The organism is Metabacillus sp. Hm71 (assembly GCF_051842955.2).
Lineage (GTDB): Bacteria > Bacillota > Bacilli > Bacillales > Bacillaceae > Metabacillus.
Window position 1 is genome coordinate 4392089 of sequence record NZ_CM200278.1, and the last position, 17643, is coordinate 4409731.

The 17643-nt window shown below is 38.2% G+C and carries 19 protein-coding genes; 8 read left to right on the forward strand and 11 right to left on the reverse strand.

The genetic code is table 11. The annotated features are described in order from the left end of the window. Window positions 1–2: 2 nt before the first annotated feature. Complete coding sequence (locus ACSVDH_RS21735; protein WP_439249825.1) at window positions 3–1001, reverse strand: permease; 999 nt, start codon at window positions 999–1001, stop codon at window positions 3–5. 197 nt (window positions 1002–1198) lie between these two features. On the opposite strand from ACSVDH_RS21735, the gene folE2 reads away from it, so the two are divergent. Further along, window positions 1199–2104, forward strand: a complete 906-nt coding sequence (gene folE2, locus ACSVDH_RS21740; RefSeq protein WP_439249823.1) for a GTP cyclohydrolase FolE2 — start codon at window positions 1199–1201, stop codon at window positions 2102–2104. Between the two features lie 24 nt (window positions 2105–2128). Here folE2 and ACSVDH_RS21745 read toward each other — a convergent pair whose 3' ends face one another. Then, window positions 2129–2602, reverse strand: coding sequence for an S-ribosylhomocysteine lyase (locus ACSVDH_RS21745; protein WP_299089311.1), 474 nt, complete (start codon window positions 2600–2602; stop codon window positions 2129–2131). A gap of 191 nt (window positions 2603–2793) precedes the next feature. Between ACSVDH_RS21745 and yidD the strand changes: the two genes are divergently transcribed. Next, a complete protein-coding gene (gene yidD / locus ACSVDH_RS21750; protein ID WP_299089312.1) occupies window positions 2794–3024 on the forward strand; it encodes a membrane protein insertion efficiency factor YidD in 231 nt (76 codons plus the stop codon). Here yidD and ACSVDH_RS21755 read toward each other — a convergent pair. After that, window positions 3021–3983 carry a LacI family DNA-binding transcriptional regulator gene (locus ACSVDH_RS21755; protein WP_439249822.1) on the reverse strand — a complete coding sequence of 321 codons (963 nt, stop codon included), beginning with the start codon at window positions 3981–3983 and terminating at the stop codon, window positions 3021–3023. The two genes, yidD and ACSVDH_RS21755, sit on opposite strands and share 4 nt — an antisense overlap. A 90-nt stretch (window positions 3984–4073) precedes the next feature. Between ACSVDH_RS21755 and ACSVDH_RS21760 the strand changes: the two genes are divergently transcribed. Beyond that, the gene (locus ACSVDH_RS21760; RefSeq protein WP_299089314.1) at window positions 4074–4241 is read left to right on the forward strand and encodes a hypothetical protein; all 168 of its coding nucleotides are present in this window, start codon (window positions 4074–4076) and stop codon (window positions 4239–4241) included. A 65-nt stretch (window positions 4242–4306) separates the two neighbouring features. Here ACSVDH_RS21760 and ACSVDH_RS21765 read toward each other — a convergent pair whose 3' ends face one another. Further along, window positions 4307–4870: a beta-class carbonic anhydrase gene (locus ACSVDH_RS21765; protein WP_299089315.1), complete on the reverse strand. Its 564-nt coding sequence runs from the start codon at window positions 4868–4870 to the stop codon at window positions 4307–4309. Window positions 4871–5161: 291 nt separating this feature from the next. Between ACSVDH_RS21765 and ACSVDH_RS21770 the strand changes: the two genes are divergently transcribed. From ACSVDH_RS21770 to ACSVDH_RS21790, 5 genes are all read left to right on the forward strand, one after another. After that, complete coding sequence (locus tag ACSVDH_RS21770; protein ID WP_439249821.1) at window positions 5162–6169, forward strand: metal ABC transporter solute-binding protein, Zn/Mn family; 1008 nt, start codon at window positions 5162–5164, stop codon at window positions 6167–6169. A gap of 427 nt (window positions 6170–6596) precedes the next feature. Beyond that, window positions 6597–7949: a cytochrome ubiquinol oxidase subunit I gene (locus ACSVDH_RS21775; RefSeq protein ID WP_439249820.1), complete on the forward strand. Its 1353-nt coding sequence runs from the start codon at window positions 6597–6599 to the stop codon at window positions 7947–7949. Window positions 7950–7971: 22 nt separating this feature from the next. After that, window positions 7972–9006: a cytochrome d ubiquinol oxidase subunit II gene (locus ACSVDH_RS21780; protein ID WP_439249819.1), complete on the forward strand. Its 1035-nt coding sequence runs from the start codon at window positions 7972–7974 to the stop codon at window positions 9004–9006. Between the two features lie 107 nt (window positions 9007–9113). Then, window positions 9114–9272, forward strand: coding sequence for a DUF1540 domain-containing protein (locus ACSVDH_RS21785; protein WP_439249818.1), 159 nt, complete (start codon window positions 9114–9116; stop codon window positions 9270–9272). A 148-nt stretch (window positions 9273–9420) separates the two neighbouring features. Then, complete coding sequence (locus tag ACSVDH_RS21790; RefSeq protein ID WP_299095482.1) at window positions 9421–9609, forward strand: hypothetical protein; 189 nt, start codon at window positions 9421–9423, stop codon at window positions 9607–9609. Between the two features lie 32 nt (window positions 9610–9641). Here the strand turns inward: ACSVDH_RS21790 and ACSVDH_RS21795 are convergent, their stop codons facing one another. The 7 genes from ACSVDH_RS21795 to menB all read right to left on the reverse strand — a co-directional run bounded on the left by ACSVDH_RS21795 (window position 9642) and on the right by menB (window position 17624). After that, entirely contained in the window at window positions 9642–10529 is an 888-nt protein-coding gene (locus ACSVDH_RS21795; RefSeq protein ID WP_439249816.1) for a metal ABC transporter permease, read from the reverse strand. After that, the gene (locus ACSVDH_RS21800; RefSeq protein ID WP_439249815.1) at window positions 10519–11835 is read right to left on the reverse strand and encodes a metal ABC transporter permease; all 1317 of its coding nucleotides are present in this window, start codon (window positions 11833–11835) and stop codon (window positions 10519–10521) included. The genes ACSVDH_RS21795 and ACSVDH_RS21800 overlap by 11 nt, the downstream gene beginning before the upstream one ends. Before the next feature lie 6 nt (window positions 11836–11841). Then, entirely contained in the window at window positions 11842–12600 is a 759-nt protein-coding gene (locus ACSVDH_RS21805) for a metal ABC transporter ATP-binding protein (RefSeq protein WP_439249814.1), read from the reverse strand. A 227-nt stretch (window positions 12601–12827) separates the two neighbouring features. Further along, window positions 12828–13751 carry a metal ABC transporter solute-binding protein, Zn/Mn family gene (locus ACSVDH_RS21810; protein ID WP_439249812.1) on the reverse strand — a complete coding sequence of 308 codons (924 nt, stop codon included), beginning with the start codon at window positions 13749–13751 and terminating at the stop codon, window positions 12828–12830. 386 nt (window positions 13752–14137) lie between these two features. Further along, window positions 14138–15253 (reverse strand): o-succinylbenzoate synthase, encoded by a 1116-nt coding sequence (gene menC, locus ACSVDH_RS21815; RefSeq protein WP_439249811.1) that lies wholly within the window; start codon window positions 15251–15253, stop codon window positions 14138–14140. After that, complete coding sequence (locus ACSVDH_RS21820; RefSeq protein WP_439249810.1) at window positions 15250–16737, reverse strand: o-succinylbenzoate--CoA ligase; 1488 nt, start codon at window positions 16735–16737, stop codon at window positions 15250–15252. Before ACSVDH_RS21820 ends, menC begins: the two co-directional genes overlap by 4 nt. A gap of 68 nt (window positions 16738–16805) precedes the next feature. Further along, window positions 16806–17624 carry a 1,4-dihydroxy-2-naphthoyl-CoA synthase gene (gene menB, locus ACSVDH_RS21825; protein ID WP_299094368.1) on the reverse strand — a complete coding sequence of 273 codons (819 nt, stop codon included), beginning with the start codon at window positions 17622–17624 and terminating at the stop codon, window positions 16806–16808. Window positions 17625–17643 lie beyond the last annotated feature (19 nt).

A 17643-nucleotide genomic window follows, 5' to 3' on the forward strand; every position in this document is an offset into this window, starting at 1 on the left:
TTCTACAGGAATATCAGCTGATAAACCAGAATGGAAAGATAGACAGTTATTGTGACAACAGCGATAAATACAGCGACAAATCTTGCCTTAAAAAATGCGAACAGCATGATGGTATTTTTTAAATCAAGCATTGGTCCGTATACTAAAAATGCTAATAGAGATCCTGTTGTAAATGAGTCTCCAAATGAAGCAGCCACAAATGCATCCGCCTCAGAGCATAAGGAAAGGATATAGCCAAATGCCATCATGACAGCAGGTGCTATGACCGTGCTTGTGCCAATCTCTGTTAAGATAGTACGATCTAAAAAAGTTTGGAAAAGGCTGGCAATGAAGGCTCCCAAAATTAAAAATTTCCCCATCTCAAAAAACTCATCACTGGCATGAAATAATGTTGCTTTTAATTTCCCAACAGGTTGATTTCCATGTGAATGTCCGGTAATCAGCTCCTGGGTCATTTTCAATTGGTCTTTATTTTTAAAGAGAAGATAGATCAAAAAACCAATTACAATAGAAAGAATAAAGGCTAGCCCCATTCTTGCATAAGCAATTTGAAGATGTGATCCAAAGGCATAAAAAGTGGAGGCAAACACGACTGGATTTAAGATCGGAGCACCGACTAAGAAGACTACACCAAGATGCAGGGGCATTCCTTTTTTCAATAATCGCCTTACGATTGGAACAATTGCACATTCGCAGATCGGAAAAATAGCTCCTAATAAAGCGGCAGGTAAAAGGGCAATAATCGCATTCCTTGGCAGCACACGCTTTATAAATTCCTCTGATACAAACGTTTGAATCAAGGCTGATACAAAAACGCCCAATAATATAAACGGAATCGCTTCTAGCAAAATACTTAAAAACATTGTATTAACTGTTACGAGCTCAGATGGTATATTGAAAGAGATGTTTTGAAAATCCACAAACAAAAATAAGTAGAAAAATAATCCAATTAATCCTAGAGCAAACAGCTCTCTTATCAAAGGGAAGATGGGTTTACTCATGTTCTAAACTCCTATCCTATTAATTTAGTATGTTATAGGATACTAGTTTTATGAAAAGATTATGACAGCTTATTTCAAAAGATCATGATTCAAAATGATTTTTTCTGCTTCCTTCGACAATTTTAGATATAAACGTTGATGTTTTCTATCAACTTACAGTATACTCTCAATATCTTAGTAAGTGAGAGGGGATCAAGATGACTAGAAAGATAAACCTGCCGCCAAAAAAGGAACGTCATAAGCTATTTGGCTCAATTGAACCAGGATTAAAGGTAAAACCTACTGAGAAAGAACAAATGCCAGATTTGCAAAATACAAAAAAAGACTTCCTTTTTACAATAGACGCAGTTGGAATAAGCAATGTGAAGCATCCAATTTTGCTAGAATCAGAACTTAATCCTAAACAGCAAACAACCATTGCTAGTTTTAAAATGACAAGTAAGATCTCACATGATGCTAAAGGAACAAACATGAGCAGGTTTACTGAACAACTTGAAACATATCGGCAAAATGGAGGGTTCACTCTATCCATCAAAAACCTTTATGACTTTACAAAAGAGCTTGCTGAGAGACTGAAACAAAAGGATGCCAGTATTGAAGTAACCTTCCCATGGTTTTACGAACGTAAAGGTCCAAGCTCTGAATTAATCGGTCTAAATCATGCTGAAGCAACGATAGCTGTTTCTTATGCGGAAGGTGCTGGATTTACAAGTTCAGCTTCTTTAGGGTGTGCAGTGACAACGCTTTGTCCTTGCTCAAAGGAAATTAGCGAATATAGTGCCCATAATCAGCGTGGGTATGTCACAATGAATGTTGAGTTTACAAAAGATTATCATGAGGAAAAGGATTGGAAGGCAGCTTTACTTGAAGCAGCAGAGTCAAATGCGAGTGCAAGAATTCATCCTGTTCTGAAACGTCCTGACGAAAAGATGGTAACAGAAACAGCATATGAAAACCCGCGGTTTGTTGAGGATATGGTAAGGCTTGTTGCTGCTGACTTATATGAAATGGATTTTGTACAAGCATTTACGGTTGAATGCCGTAACGAAGAGTCTATTCATTTGCATGATGCCATCGCTCGTTTGAGTTATCGCAAGGATTAAGAAAAGCGCAAGGCGCTTTTCTTATTATCCAAATACTTTTGCTAATTCTTCTTTATCCTGCTCAAGCCAATAACGCATTAAGCGTTTTGCTCCTTCTAGATCATGAAGCTTTGCTTGGCCGCATTGTGTTTCATTAGCTGCTGGAATTTCAGTAACCTCAACTGCTGATTTCAATGTATCCTCTAATAAATCGATAATCTCAGTGACTGAAGGCTTTCCGCTTACAACTAGGTAATAGCCTGTTTGACATCCCATTGGGGAAATATCAATAATATCAAAGTGATCGTATTTTTCAGCATGCTCACGGATATTGAACGCCAATAAATGCTCAAGTGTATGAATAGTATCTGGCTTCATTGCTTGCTTATTTGGCTGGCAAAAACGAATATCAAATTTATTTACTTCACCATCGGTGCCAACTTTATGCACCCCGCAATGACGGACATATGGTGCTTTTACAGCGGTATGATCTAATTCAAAGCTTTCAACTGAAGGCATTTTCTTCACTCCCAAAAGTAAAATTTCTTTTCTCATTGTACCATAATAACGCAAATGACGGAGAATTTTAATTTCGAAGCATCTGCCTTAAGCTAACACCGATTTAATTCTATCTCAAGTTCTAAGACTTGGAATTTCCTAAAAACATCGTATACTAAAAGAAAACAGATAAGGAGATTTGGTACGAAAGCATGAAAACGATATTTATTACACTTATTAAATTTTATCAAAAATTCATATCGCCATTGACCCCGCCAACTTGCAGATTTTATCCTACTTGCTCTCATTATGGGCTTGAAGCTTATAAACGTTTCGGAGTTATTAAAGGTAGCTATTTAACAATAAAACGGATTTTAAAATGCCATCCATATCATCCTGGCGGTTTCGACCCTGTTCCAGAAAAAAAAGAACACAACTATTAAACAGTTTGGCGTTCAATTAATGTAACCACGATTTCTTCATGCGTAATGTTTGTATCGTTAATTGCCTGATGAAAAAGCTTCCTTCCTACCTCAATGAGCGGAATTTCCAACGTCGTAATCTTCATCAATTTTGCAATGGGCTGGTTATCAAATCCCATAATAGCAAGCTCATCTGGTACGGCTATATTTTCTGAATGGCAGCAGGTTAAAATCCCTGCAGCGACCTGATCGCTCGTAACCAATAGGGCTGAAGGCTGGCTTCTCATCTTCCTTAATCGCCGGACAACCCCTTCCCCATCTTCAAAATTAAAGCATTCATGAAAAATATAGTCCTGATGAAAAGGTAAGTTAACCTTTTTTAGGAAGTCTTTATAAGCTGCTGCCCGCTGTTTGCTATTGGCACCTGATTTTCTCCCAATGCAATAACCGATTTTTTTATGGCCTTTCCTGTATAAATACTCTAAAGCCTTTAAAAAGCTTTTATAATGATCAACATAGGTTGAGGAGATCTTCTTTCCCCTTGTATCCTCACAAAAAATAATTGGTCCGTACGATCGATATTCCTCAATAAGTTCCCATGTACAGATCCTTGAACAAATAATCAACGCATCAATTTGCTTATGCTTTAACATCGTGAGAGCTTCTATTTCTCGCATTTCTTCATAATTCGTTTGAATCAAAACTAATTTATAGTTATTTTTTAACGCTTCATTCGCAATCCCTTCAAGCAGCAATCCGAAATAGGGATGGTTTGAAAACGGCACAACAACACCAATTAAAAAGGTTTTTCCCTTACTTAAATGTACAGCATTAATATTACGTTGATAATTGCACCTTTCAATTGCCCGCAGAACCGCCTCCCTTTTGTCGGCACTTACATATGGATGTTCATTTAATACCCGGGAAACGGTTGTAACGGATACACCGGCCATCTTAGCAATATCTTTAATATTTGTCATTAACTCACCTTTTCACTAACAACTTTTCCTTGCTCTGAAACGCGTTCCATACTTTAAGCTAAGTTTATAAAATAGAAGGAGGAATGATCAATGTCAATCATAATCGGTTTATTATGCCTATTCTTTATGTGCAGTATAATCCTCATTTTTGCATCATTCTCAATTGATTTATACAATAAAAAGAATAGACCAAAGCGTTTTACAAACAGGACGAAAGATTTCTATCACTATTTATTTGAAGTGTATGATGAAAAATGATCGCATAGCGCAACAAAAGCAGTGGATTTCCTGCAAACCCACTGCTTTCCATGTTTTATTATCGTTTATTCTTCATACCCATTTACTACGATATCTAATTTCCCTGTTGCAGGGTCAATGACTAATCCATGCACTGGGATGCCTTTTACTAGTAACGGATGGTTTTTAATTTTATCTACACTATCACGCACACTATCCTCTACACTGTCAAAGCCTTGGAGCCATTGGTTTAAATCAACTCCAGAGTATCTTAACGTATCAATTTTTTCCTCTGTGATTCCTCTCTCAACTGCCTTTTCCAAGAAAGAATCTGCTTTTAGTTTGCTCATTCCACAATCATGATGGCCGATGACACAAATTTCATCTGCCTTTAGTTCATATACTGCAACTAAAATACTTCTCATAATACTTCCAAACGGATGAGCCACAATAGCGCCAGCACTTTTTACGATTTTCACATCACCATTTTGAATATTCATGGCCTTTGGCAATAATTCTACTAGTCTTGTGTCCATACAGGATAAGATAACAAGTTTCTTATCAGGAAATTTAGTTGTTTCAAACTTTTCATACTCTTTTTCCGCTACAAACTTCTCATTATGTAATAATATTTCATCAATAATTCTCATTTCCATAACCTCCACCAAAAAAATAATTAATTTAAATATAACATATTTCTTGTTTTTTCTCTATTACTGTAATAATATATAAATCGTAATTGTTACTATTTATCTCTTTTGCAAGAAGCTGCACTTATTTTTCTGTGATTTCAAAATAAAATCATTATGAAAAAAAGTTCTCAAATCGAAATGATTAAGATATAATAAGTAGGGCTTAATCGTAATGATACTGATTTATTTCTAGTTAGGGGCAGGAACCCAAATGATTTCAAGTTTTGTACGTTAGAAAGGAGCAAGAACATGAAAAAACGATCATTACTAATAAGTTTTCTTTTATTAGTCGCTGCCTTTTTAGTTGCTTGCAGTGAGGAAAATTCCAAATCAACAGCAAATGATTCTGCAGCATCTAACAAGATAAAAATTTATACTACAATTTTTCCTTTAGAGGATTTCACAAAAAAAATTGGCGGAGATTTAGTAGATGTAGAAAGCATTTTACCTCCTGGAGGTGATGCACATACTTATGAGCCTACTTCAAAACTTATGGTGGATATTGCTGAATCTGATGGATTTATTTACTCAGGAGTAGGGATTGAAAGCTATGCTTCTCAAATCGAAGAGGCTTTAGCTAAAGAGGATGTAGCATTTATTAATGCCGGAAAAGGTATTGAATTGGAATCTCATGACCACGAAACAGAGGAAACCGGTGAAGAAGCTGCCCATGAACACGAAGACGAGACTCATGTAGAGGAAGCAGCTCATGACGAGCATGATCATGGAGATACAGATCCCCATGTATGGCTTGATCCCGTTCTTTCTATTACATTAGCTGAAAATATTAAACAATCCCTCATTGACATACATCCAGAAGGAAAAGAAACTTTTGAAGAAAATTTTCAGAAATTAAAATCGCAATTAGAAGACTTGGATCAATCATTTAAAGATTTAGTTAAGGCAGCCGATAAAAAAGAAATACTTGTCTCACATGCTGCCTATGGGTATTGGCAACAACGATACGGTATTGAGCAAATCAGTGTCCTAGGCCTTTCTCCTACTGAAGAGCCTTCACAAAAAGAATTAAAAGACATCATAGACGTTGCAACAGAGCATGATATACACCACATTATCTTTGAGGCGAATGTAAGCAGCAATGTCACGGATATTGTTCAATCAGAAATTGGAGCTGAAGCCTTATATTTGAGCAATCTGGAAACAATTACAGAAAAAGATATCAATAATAATGAAGATTATTTTAGTATCATGAACAAAAATCTAGAAACATTAAAAAAAGCATTATCAGCTAAATGATCTGTAAAAAAGTGGGCGGAATTTTCTCTCACTTTTTTTGTGCGTTACAAAAATATAAATTGGCAGAGTGAAAGACTATTCGATGTAGTGATCAATTTTAAGTATAAAGTATCAGGGCAACTACGCATCACGCTTCGCATTTACAGGATCGCCAATCGGCGAGTTTTCTTTAAATTTTAAGAAAGTATAACTTTTTGTACTTAGTTTTTGTGTCTAGCTCCAGCGCCTAGCCCCTCTAGGGTCTAGCAAATTTAGAATAGAAGGCAAAGAATGCCTTCTATTCTAAATCGTCTTATTTGCCCAAGGCTGATCAAGGCTTTGCGCTTTTCTTATTTTTAGATCGATCCTCCAACTTAGAATATTATCTAGAAATTTGTGGACACTATGGAAGAATTAAAAAGGTATGGAAAAGAAAGGCGGAAAGTTGATGAATGATCTACTTTTGGCTCGATCCCTTTTTGGGACTACAATGGGCTTTCACATCATTTTTGCAACATTGGGAGTCGGCTTGCCATTAATGATCTTGTGTGCAGAACTTCTTTTTCAAAAAACAAAGGATCATGATTATGCCATTATGGCAAAGCGCTGGACAAAGGGACAAGCTGTTCTACTGGGAGTAGCGATCCCTACAGGAACAATTGCCGGAGTGCAGCTTGCACTTTTATGGCCAGGGTTTATGGAAGTGATCGGAAAAGTAATGGCCCTCCCCTTCCAAATTGAAATTTATGCTTTTTTTATCGAGGCTCTGTTTATGTCAATCTATGTATATGCTGCAGATCGCATTTCTCCAAAAATGAGGATTTTAAGTGTATCCCTTGTGTTATTAGGTGCAAGTGCCTCAGCAGTATTAATTACGAATGTTCATGCTTTTGAAGGAACACCAGCAGGGTTTAGAATTGAAAATGGTGAAATCGCAGATGTTGACCCTTGGGCCGCATTCTTTAATCCAAGTTTCTTTATTTCGGCAGCACATGTTGCTGTATCAGCCTATATGACCGGAGCCTTTATGATCTGCAGCATATCCGCCTTTAACATGCTTAAGCACCGCAAAAATCAACGTGTTCTTCGGTTCCACCGCAAGGCCCTTATGTTAAGCCTCGCAATCGGAGGCATTTTCTCATTACTAACGGCATTAAATGGCCATGAATCCGCACAAATGCTTCATGAATATCAACCTGAAAAGCTTGCAGCCGCAGAAGGATTATTCGAAACACAGGATTACGCACCGCTTGCAATTGGCGGTTTTACAGATAAGGAAACACAGGAAATTAAATACGCCATTGAAATTCCGTGGGCCCTTAGCTTTCTAGCTGGAAATAGCTTTGAAACCGTTGTTGTCGGATTAAATGATTTTCCAGAAGAATATTGGCCGCCATTATTTGTTCATACCCTCTTTAATGGAATGGTTTTAATCGGCAGCTTTCTGATTTTTTTATCCATGGCTGGCTTTGTATGGAATAGGCTGTTGAAAAAACCGAATTTCCCTAAGCCTTTTATGTACGCCTTTGTAATTGCCGGACCATTAGCATTGCTTTCAATCGAATTTGGCTGGATCTTTGCTTGTACCGGAAGACAGCCTTGGGTGATTTACCGCGTATTGACCACTGCCGAGGTTGTAACAGGATCATCTCAGATTGGTCTTCTATTTATATTGTTTACACTCATTTATGTGATCTTGGCGGTAGCTGTCTTGCTCGTTTTAAAATATTACTTTAAAAGACATCCCGTTGAGAATGAGCTTGAGACCGAAGCATCTGGAGGGAGTATCAGCATCTACTAAAGCTTAGAAAGGATGATCGAATATGACAGCAGATTCACTGCTTGCGATCACTGTTTTATGGGGATTTGTGTTTATCTATGCCGTAATGGCGACAATGGATTTTGGCGCAGGCTTTTGGTCAATGATTTATATTAAGAAAGAAAAAACTAATGCAACCAATATCGCAAATCGCTATCTCTCACCAACATGGGAGGTAACAAATGTGTTTATCGTTGCAATCGTCATTGCCCTTGTAAGCTTTTTCCCTGGAGCGACATATATTCTCGGCACTGTGCTGCTATTGCCGGGAAGTTTTATTTTAATTTTGCTTGCTTTAAGGAGCGGATTTTTAGTTTTCTCACATGTCGCAAAGGATTATGAAAAGGCACTCACATATGTGTCTGGAATTTCCGGCTTTATTATTCCTGCGTTATTAATGCTCGTTCTCCCAATTACACACGGCGGCTATATTGAAGTTGTTAATGGTGTGCATCAGCTCAACTTTGCAGCTCTTTTTACAAGCCCGAATATATATGCATTTATGGGATTCGCTATTAGCAGCACACTGTTTTTATCATCCTTATTGCTTGCAGATTATTCAAATGTTGCTGATGAATTAGATGCATATCGGATTTACCGGCGTGATGCCCTTATTTTAGGACCGATTTCACTGCTTATGGCTTTTTTCATCATGTTAACATTAAGAATTGAAGCAAATTGGCTTTACACAAGAATGTTGGACTATCTGCCCTTTCTTATCGGCTCTGTTGTGTTATTTCTTCTTGCTGGTTCAGCCTTATTTATACCATCTGCAAAGCACAAGCAGCGGGTTGGCCGTCCAAGGTTGGCTGTCATTGCTGTAACCATTCAATATTTAGTAGCAAGCTATGCATATGGCCGTGCACATTTGCCCTATATGATTTACCCTGATGTCACAATTGAATCCGGCTTCACTCATCCAACTGCTTTTCGGGCATTATTCGCCACATATATTGTTGGTTTCCTCATTCTATTTCCGGGATTTATTTACTTTTGGAAGCTGTTTATGAAGGACAAGCGATATTTAAGGCAAAACTAATGTTAAAAACGCAAACATTGGGCTTTTTATTGATGAAGCAGGTATGAAACACGTCAGAAATGGAAGACTATTTATGTGTTTCATTATTACGAAGGAGGTCAATAACAATGGCACAAGACGTACTTTGTGAAGTAAACAACTGTCAATACTGGGCAAAGGGAAATAAATGCAGTGCTGATGCAATCTATGTAGTCAGTCATGCTGGTAAAAAAGCTGACAACAGTGAAGAAACAGATTGCAAAACATTTAAACCATCTGACCTTTAAGATTGATGATCAAGAACGGGACAAGCAGCTGCAACTGCTTGTTCCTTTCAATTGTATTATTGATAATGATTTTCATTTTTATTCATGAAGTTACATATTTTTTCTCATTTTTCACAAACTACTAGGAGAAAATCCTAAGGGGGTAATCATGTTGAAGGAAAGCTTACTTAATTCATTTCGTAATGAGGTGAAAAACTCAAGTGCTGAATCATTTCCAATGTTCGTTGATTCCTTTACCAACCTATGGGATTATGAGTTTGGATCATTGGATAACCTTCCACATGATGTGGATGAGCTTGTAGCTGATCGCGCAATCGAGTATGGGTTAATGGAATAGCAAAACAAAAAACCATTGAGGCTGATTTTTGATCAGCCTCTTCCATTCATTGAAAGCTTTTGCTGTGCTCGTTTTTTTGCAAGCAGCCCATGCTTTGGTGAAAAGAAAAATGCAAGCCCAAACACGATCCCTGTTGAAGTTGCCATTGCACCTGAAATGGAGACATTTAACAAGGTTGCCATGTAATAACCGCTAATCGCTGAGAATACACCAATGCCTGCACTGATAATTAGCATTGCTAACAGCTTATCTGTTAACAGATAAGCTGCCGAAGCCGGCACAATCAGCATCGCAACGACTAAAATCGCACCAACACTGTCAAAAGAAGCTACTGTGGTAATGGAAAGCATGCCCATTTGCAAATAATGGATAAACAAAACAGGAATTCCAATCGCTGCAGCTAAGGCAGGGTCGAATGTGCTAATTTTGAACTCCTTATATAATAAGAAAATAATGAGCAGATTGACCAGAAATACAAAGGATAAAAGCCAGACAGCCTTCGGACCTAATTCCATTCCGTTCCATACAACCGTATCCCAAGGAATAAAGGTGATTTCTCCCATTAACGCATGATCTACATCTAAGTGGATATTTCCCGCAAAGACCGATAAGAGAATGACACCAATGGCAAAAAGCGATGTAAAAACAACCCCAATGGCAGCATCTGCCTGTACGCCCTTTCCGCTTAACACTTGCACAAGCAGGGCCGTTAACAGACCAACAACAACAGCTCCAATCAGTAACGAGGGGCCATCCAAGCTCTGACTTACTAAAAAACCTCCTACAATTCCTAATAATACAGTATGTGAAATCGCATCAGCCAACATTGCCATCTTGCGTAAAACCAAAAAGCAGCCGACCATTGCACATGTTATCCCAACTAATGAACCTGTAACGATAATCCACATATCATATGTCACTCATTATCATCCCCTTGTCACTGTAAGCTGCAGATTTCGGAAGCAGCAATGGTACACGCTGATGTACTTGTAATAAGGACAAGAGCTGAGTCCTTGCTTCTGAAGAAATTCTGGCAAGATTTAGATCATCCTTTGATTCGAGCTCTAAATATGCAAATTCCATCTCATGCATTAGATACATGTCATATAATCTTTGTTTTAGGACAAGCTCATAGCCCTTCTCAATTCCTTTATCAGTTAGCTTCCATGATTGTTCACCTGTTTGCGCAATCTGTTCATTTCTTTTCAATACCTGTATTGCATAATGAAATAGCCGCTTTGATATTCTTCTTCTTTTTAGAAGCTCACCTTCTGTAATCCTTTCAAGATTTCCCTCTTCGGCAATTTCATAAAAACTTAATAACAAATGTTCAATCGCTGTTCTTTTCCGCAAAGTGATTCGTTTTAACACCTTTGAAAGTAACCCTCGTTTCGGTGCGAAGATGAGTGAGACGAGAAACAATACTGTTGCTGCAATAATAATAAGCGGACCAGTTGCCATCCCTTCAGTGATTGTGCTTAACATAGTACCAGTCACACCCGAAAAACCGCCAATAATTCCGGAAATGATCATCATATGGCTTAATTTATCGGTCCAATACCTTGCACTTATAGCTGGAGTGATAAGCATGGCTGCCATTAAAACTACCCCGACTGTCTGAAGGCCAATTACGACAGAGCAAACAATAAGCAAAAGCAGCAAGCCATTAATAAATGGAACAGGCAGCCCAAGTCCTTTTGCAAACTGGGGATCAAAGGTCAATATTTTAAATTCCTTATAAAATAGCACTGTTATGAAAAGCAGAATCAGTGCAATAACTGCGATTAGCTGAACATCTGAAGAAACCATTGATGCTGCCTGGCCGAAAATGAAATCATCCAATCCGCTTTGGTTTCCCGCGCCATTATGCTGTATATAGGTTAAAAGAACAATTCCAAATCCAAAAAAGACAGAAATAATAATTCCTAAAGCCGAGTCTTCCTTGATACGTGAGTGCTGAATAATTCCTTGAATAAAAAAGGCTGAAATTAAACCGGCAATGGCAGCACCTACTAAAAACCAAATTAACGACTTAGACCCATACAAAAGAAACGCTATACAAACACCTGGTAATGCTGAATGGGCCATCGCATCCCCTATTAAGCTTTGTTTTTTAAGCAAAGTAAAGCTTCCGACAACACCGCTTGCTATCCCAAGCAACATTGTGCCAATTAATACCCATTGTGTATTAGGGTTTTGAAGCTGGTTAAGTATCGCTTCAAGCATATCATTTCACCCCTTTCCCTTCCCCACAACCAACATAGATCGGTCTTGCAAAAAAGTTAGCTTTCCACCATATGTTTTTTGTAAGTTTTCAATCGTAAAGGTTTCCTTTGTAGGTCCATATGCGATTTTTCGCATGTTTAATAGAAGCACCCAATCAAAATACTCCTCAACCGTTTGTAAGTCATGATGAACAACCAGCACGGTTTTACCATTTGCTTTAAGTTCAGTAAGCAAGGCGATAATCGCTTTTTCTGTTGCAGCATCAACACCAACAAAGGGTTCATCCATAAAATAGACATCTGCTTCTTGTGCAAGGGCTCTTGCCAGGAAAACACGTTGCTGCTGCCCTCCAGAAAGCTCACTGATTTGCCGGTTTGCATACTCAAGCATCCCCACTTTATCGAGACATTCCTTTGCCATCTCTACATCCTTTTTACGTGGCCGCCTAAACCAGCCAATATGGCCGTATCTGCCCATTAACACAACATCCAATGCATTTGTTGGAAAATCCCAATCAACAGAGCCGCGTTGAGGAACATAACCAACACGCTTGCGCTGCTTTTTATATGGCTCACCAAAAATTTGGACTTCACCTGATGCAGTTGTAATTAACCCTAAAATTCCTTTAATTAGAGTTGATTTTCCCGCACCGTTCGGACCAATAATGCCAATTAGTTTTCCTTCAGGCACTTCAAAGCTTACTTCTTGAAGCACCGGCTTATGATGGTAAGCAATGGTTAAATTTTCAACTTGAACAGGAATCATTCTTTAACACCAACCTTGTTTTATTTTGGCAGTTTGTTCATACTAAGTAGTTATTATAAGAAAAGCGTAATCGCCTTGTTCAGCCTTGGGCAAATAAGACGCTCATGAATAGAAGGCGTTCTTTGCCTTCAATTCATGAGTGACTAGACCCTAGAGGGGCTAGGCGCTGGAGCTAGACACCAAAACTAAGTACATAAAGTAATGCTTTCTTAAACTTAGACAAAGCCTTATTTTAACGCTGAAACGATTGTATCAACATTGTGCTTAAACATGCCTGCATATGTTCCTTCTTCGGTTCCTTCCTCACCCATTGCATCAGAGAAGAGTTCACCGCCTATCACCACTTCATGCTTTTGCTTTTTAGCTCCCTCGACAACGGCTTGAATTGACTTTTCTGAGATACTGCTTTCGATAAAGACCGCTTTTATGTTTCTTTCAACCAATATATCTACTAAACCTTGAACATCCTTTAGACCATATTCAGAATCTGTGCTTAATCCTTGTAAGCCCATTACCTCAAGTCCATATGCATGGCCAAAATAGCCAAATGCATCATGTGCTGTTACTAGAACCCTGCTTTCTTCAGGAATGGTTGCAATTTGTTCTTTCGCATATTGATCCAATTCTTGGAGCTCTTTTTCATAGGCAAGTGCATTTTCTTGAAAAAATGACTCATTCTCTGGTGATATCTTCGTCAGCTCTTTTTCAACAGAATCGATCGTATGAATCCATGCTTGAATATCAAACCAAACATGGGGATCATGTGCGTTTGAATCTTTTGTACGCAATAACATCGTTTCAGGAATTGAATCAGCTACTGCAACCGTTTGTTTATCATTAGACATTTTTTCAAAGATTTCATTCATTTTTCCTTCCAAATGAAGGCCATTATAAAAAATAAGATCGGCTTGATTTAATTTTTGGATGTCTCCCTGTGAAGCTTGATAAAGATGCGGATCAACTCCAGGTCCCATTAACGAAACAACCTCTACTTTGTCTTTACCAATGTTTTTGACAACATCAGCAACTTGACCTGTCGTTGTTGTTACCTGGATTTTCTCCTTTCCATCACCATTAACCTGATCATTTCCGCAAGCTGTGAGAAAACACATAACTGTTATTGCTGCTATACTTACCAACCACTTTTTCATCTTTATCTCCTCCAATTAACCTTAAAAATGTTTCCTTAGGGCAACTTTCAAATAAAAATTTTTTAACGCTAATAATATTTTAGTATATGACACTCTTTTAGATTATTGCACTTTTTATTTATCGGGTTAAAAAAGTTTCCTTAATACAAAAATAATGTACATATCCATAATTGTCAATCATCTTTTATCAACAAAAAAATCCAGCCAAACGACTGGATTTGAAGAGTGAGCAGAAAGGAAACCTTTTCATTCATTATTTAAAAGACTTCTTTCAACAAAATTATACTGATCAGATAAAAAATACTCCAACAAAAAAAAATGAATTTCTATACTTACATATACGAAATACTTTAACTTTTACTAATTGAGAATTATATTTTTTGATCTCAAAAAGAGCTATTTATTACCGTTTTTGAATGTCGGTATTTTTTTATGATTTCCTTGTTTACCTGAAAACCAATACCGTTCCCCTTAGGCACTGCAATCTTGCCATGAACAGCCTTAATTTCCGGGTTCACCATGTCTTCTTCCCAATACCTTGAAGAGGATGAGATATCACCTGGAATTGAAAAATTAGCAAGAGAGGCAAGTGCGATATTATGGGCTCGTGAAATACTTGTTTCAAGCATACCGCCACACCATACCGGAATTTTGTGTGATTGACAAAGATCATGTATTTTTTTCGATTCCGTCAAACCGCCGACTCGACCTGGTTTTATATTGATCACCCTGCAGCTGCCAAGTTCAATTGCTTTTCTCGCATCTTCGCTAGTGACAATGCTTTCGTCTAAACATATTGGCGTAGCTAGCTTCTGTTGGAGCTTGGCATGATCGATAATATCATCTGCTGCCAGCGGTTGTTCAATCATCATTAAGCCAAATTGGTCCAGCTCTTTCAGTCGATCAATATCCGCTAGTGAATAAGCAGAATTTGCATCTGCCATTAATGGTAATTCTGGAAATTGCTTGCGAATGTCTTCAATCAGCTTTATATCCTGTTTAGGAGAAATTTTTACTTTAAATCGCTTATAGCCTTCTTCAACATATTGACTAATCTGCTCCGTCATTGCAGAGATGGAGGATATGCCGATTACAACGCCGCATTCAATTTCTTTCCGTTCACCGCCCAATGCAGTTGCTAAAGAAATCCCTTGTTTTTTTGCAAATAAATCCCATATTGCTCCTTCAAGTGAAGCCTTTGCCATATAGTTTCTTTTCACCTTGTTAAAGACAGCTTGAAGCTGTTCAGGATGTGTGAGTGGTTGTTTTAGGATTAAGGGAATTAAAATATCTTTTAATAAATGAAAAGCGGTGTTAATTGTTTCTTCCGTATACCAAGGCGTTGAAAAGGCTACGACCTCTCCCCATCCGCTTATTCCGTCTGAATCTATTACTTCCACTAGAATGCTTTCCCGATCGCTTACATAGCCAATGCTTGAGGTAAAGGGGGATTTTAACTTTTGCGTAATATGGTGCAGCTTCACCGTTTGTATGATTATCATTGCTTTATTCCTTGTTGGTTTATTTGTTCTTTTAATTTACGACGGAGCAGCTTATTTGAAGCATTTCTTGGAAGCTCTTTTAAAATGGTGATACCTGTTGGTACTTTATATGGTGCTAAGCGGCTTTTACAGTAATCAAGCAGCTCTTGTATCGAGAGCGCTTCATCATATGAAGCAACAAAGCCATATGGAGTTTGCCCCCATTTTTGATTTTCAACACCAATAACCCCTGCATCCTTTACCTTTGGATGTGACAGCAGAATCGCTTCAATCTCAGCGGGATAGATATTTTCACCACCTGAAATGATAAGGTCTGATCGTCGATCTAGTACATACAAAAAGCCCTCATCATCCATATACCCTTGATCACCTGTATGCAGCCAGCCATCCTTAATCGCTTTTATCGTTGCATCCTTTCTTTTCCAATAGCCTCTTGTAATATTGGGGCCTTTTACAACGATTTCTCCTTCTTCATGTGCTTCACATTCTTTACCGTCCTTGACGATTTTAATTTGGCAAGAAAACAATGGTTTTCCGGCTGAGCCAAGTTTTTTCATACTGTACTCTGGTGATAATGTAACAATCTGTGAAGCTGTCTCAGTCATTCCATATGTTTGATAAACAGGAATTCTGCGGGTTTGACATTCCTCAAGAATGCTTTTCGGTACCGGACCACCTCCGGCGAGCATACACCTAAATGATGGCGGATATTGCTGCTTGTCCAGTTTTTCCAGCATCTGTTGAAGCATCGTTGTAACAACCGAAACGATTGTTACATGCTCATGCATAATAGCATCATTCATATTTTTGGCATCAAAACGCTCCAGTAACACTATCCCCATTCCATATATCACACTGCGCATTAAAATCGATAAGCCGCTTATGTGAAAAAGCGGGACTGCTAACAGCCAGCGATCTTCAGCATGCAATCCTAAATTTAATGCAGAGCCAATCGCACTAGACCAGTGATTACCATACGTTTGCATGACTCCCTTTGGATTCCCGGTTGTCCCAGAGGTATACATAATGGTGGCAACTTGATTTGTTGCAAAGTCTTCATCAAAAGAAACAAAAGTTTGTCCCTGTGGATTTACTTGTTTAAGCTCTTCATTAATGAGGATTTTCATATGATGGATTGCGGTAACTTTGTCATATAAATTACGATCGCAAATTAGGTAAGATGCCTCTACATCATCCACCTGCCAGGCTAATTCTTGTTCCGTAAGTCGCGTATTTAACATAACAGCAACCGCACCAATGGACATAACGGCATAGATTGTTTCTACCATATCTATACTGTTCTTCATTAAAATCCCGATATGTTGATTCTTTTTCATACCGATGTATGACAATTGCCGTGCGCGAAGGGTAACTCTTTCATGTATTTGTTTAAATGTAAGTACTTCTTTCCCTGTTTTTATAGCTAGTCGATCCGGTGTTAATTCAGCACGCTGTTTTAACCAATTCGGCATGTATTGTTCCATTTTTTCACCTCTATTTAATAAAAACAGCCTGATGAAAGGGGATCATCAAGCTGTTAACCATATTGTTATTAAGGGAAACGTGGGAATTGCTTAAAGTCTGGAGAACGTTTCTCTTTAAATGCATCACGGCCTTCTTTAGCTTCATCAGTTGTATAATAAAGCAAGGTTGCATCTCCAGCAAATTGTTGAATTCCTGCAAGTCCATCCGTATCCGCATTAAAGGCTGCTTTTAGGAAACGAATCGCTGTAGGGCTCTTCTCAAGGATTTCCTCACACCATTTCACAGTCTCTGCTTCTAACTGGTCAAGAGGTACAACCGTATTAACTAACCCCATATCCAATGCTTCTTGTGCATTGTATTGACGGCATAGATACCAAATTTCACGCGCTTTTTTATGACCGACTATTCTTGCCAGATAACCTGAGCCATAACCTGCATCAAAGCTTCCGACTTTAGGGCCGGTTTGTCCAAATACTGCATTATCAGCAGCAATTGTTAAATCACATACAACATGTAAAACATGACCGCCGCCAATCGCATATCCCGCAACCATTGCAATAACCGGCTTAGGAATAACACGGATTAAACGTTGCAAATCAAGAACATTTAAACGCGGAATCTGGTCTTCTCCAACATAACCGCCATGTCCTCTAACCTTTTGGTCTCCGCCTGAGCAAAAGGCTTTTCCGCCTTCTCCAGTTAGGATAATAACCCCAATGTTTTCATCATCACGTGCATAGGCGAAAGCATCAATTAATTCCATGACTGTTTTAGGTGTAAATGCATTATGTACATGCGGACGATTAATTGAGATCTTTGCAATACCATTATATGTTTGATAAATAATCTCATCATACTGGCGTTCTGTAATCCATTCAATTGCCATATTGTAAACCTCCTGTTAT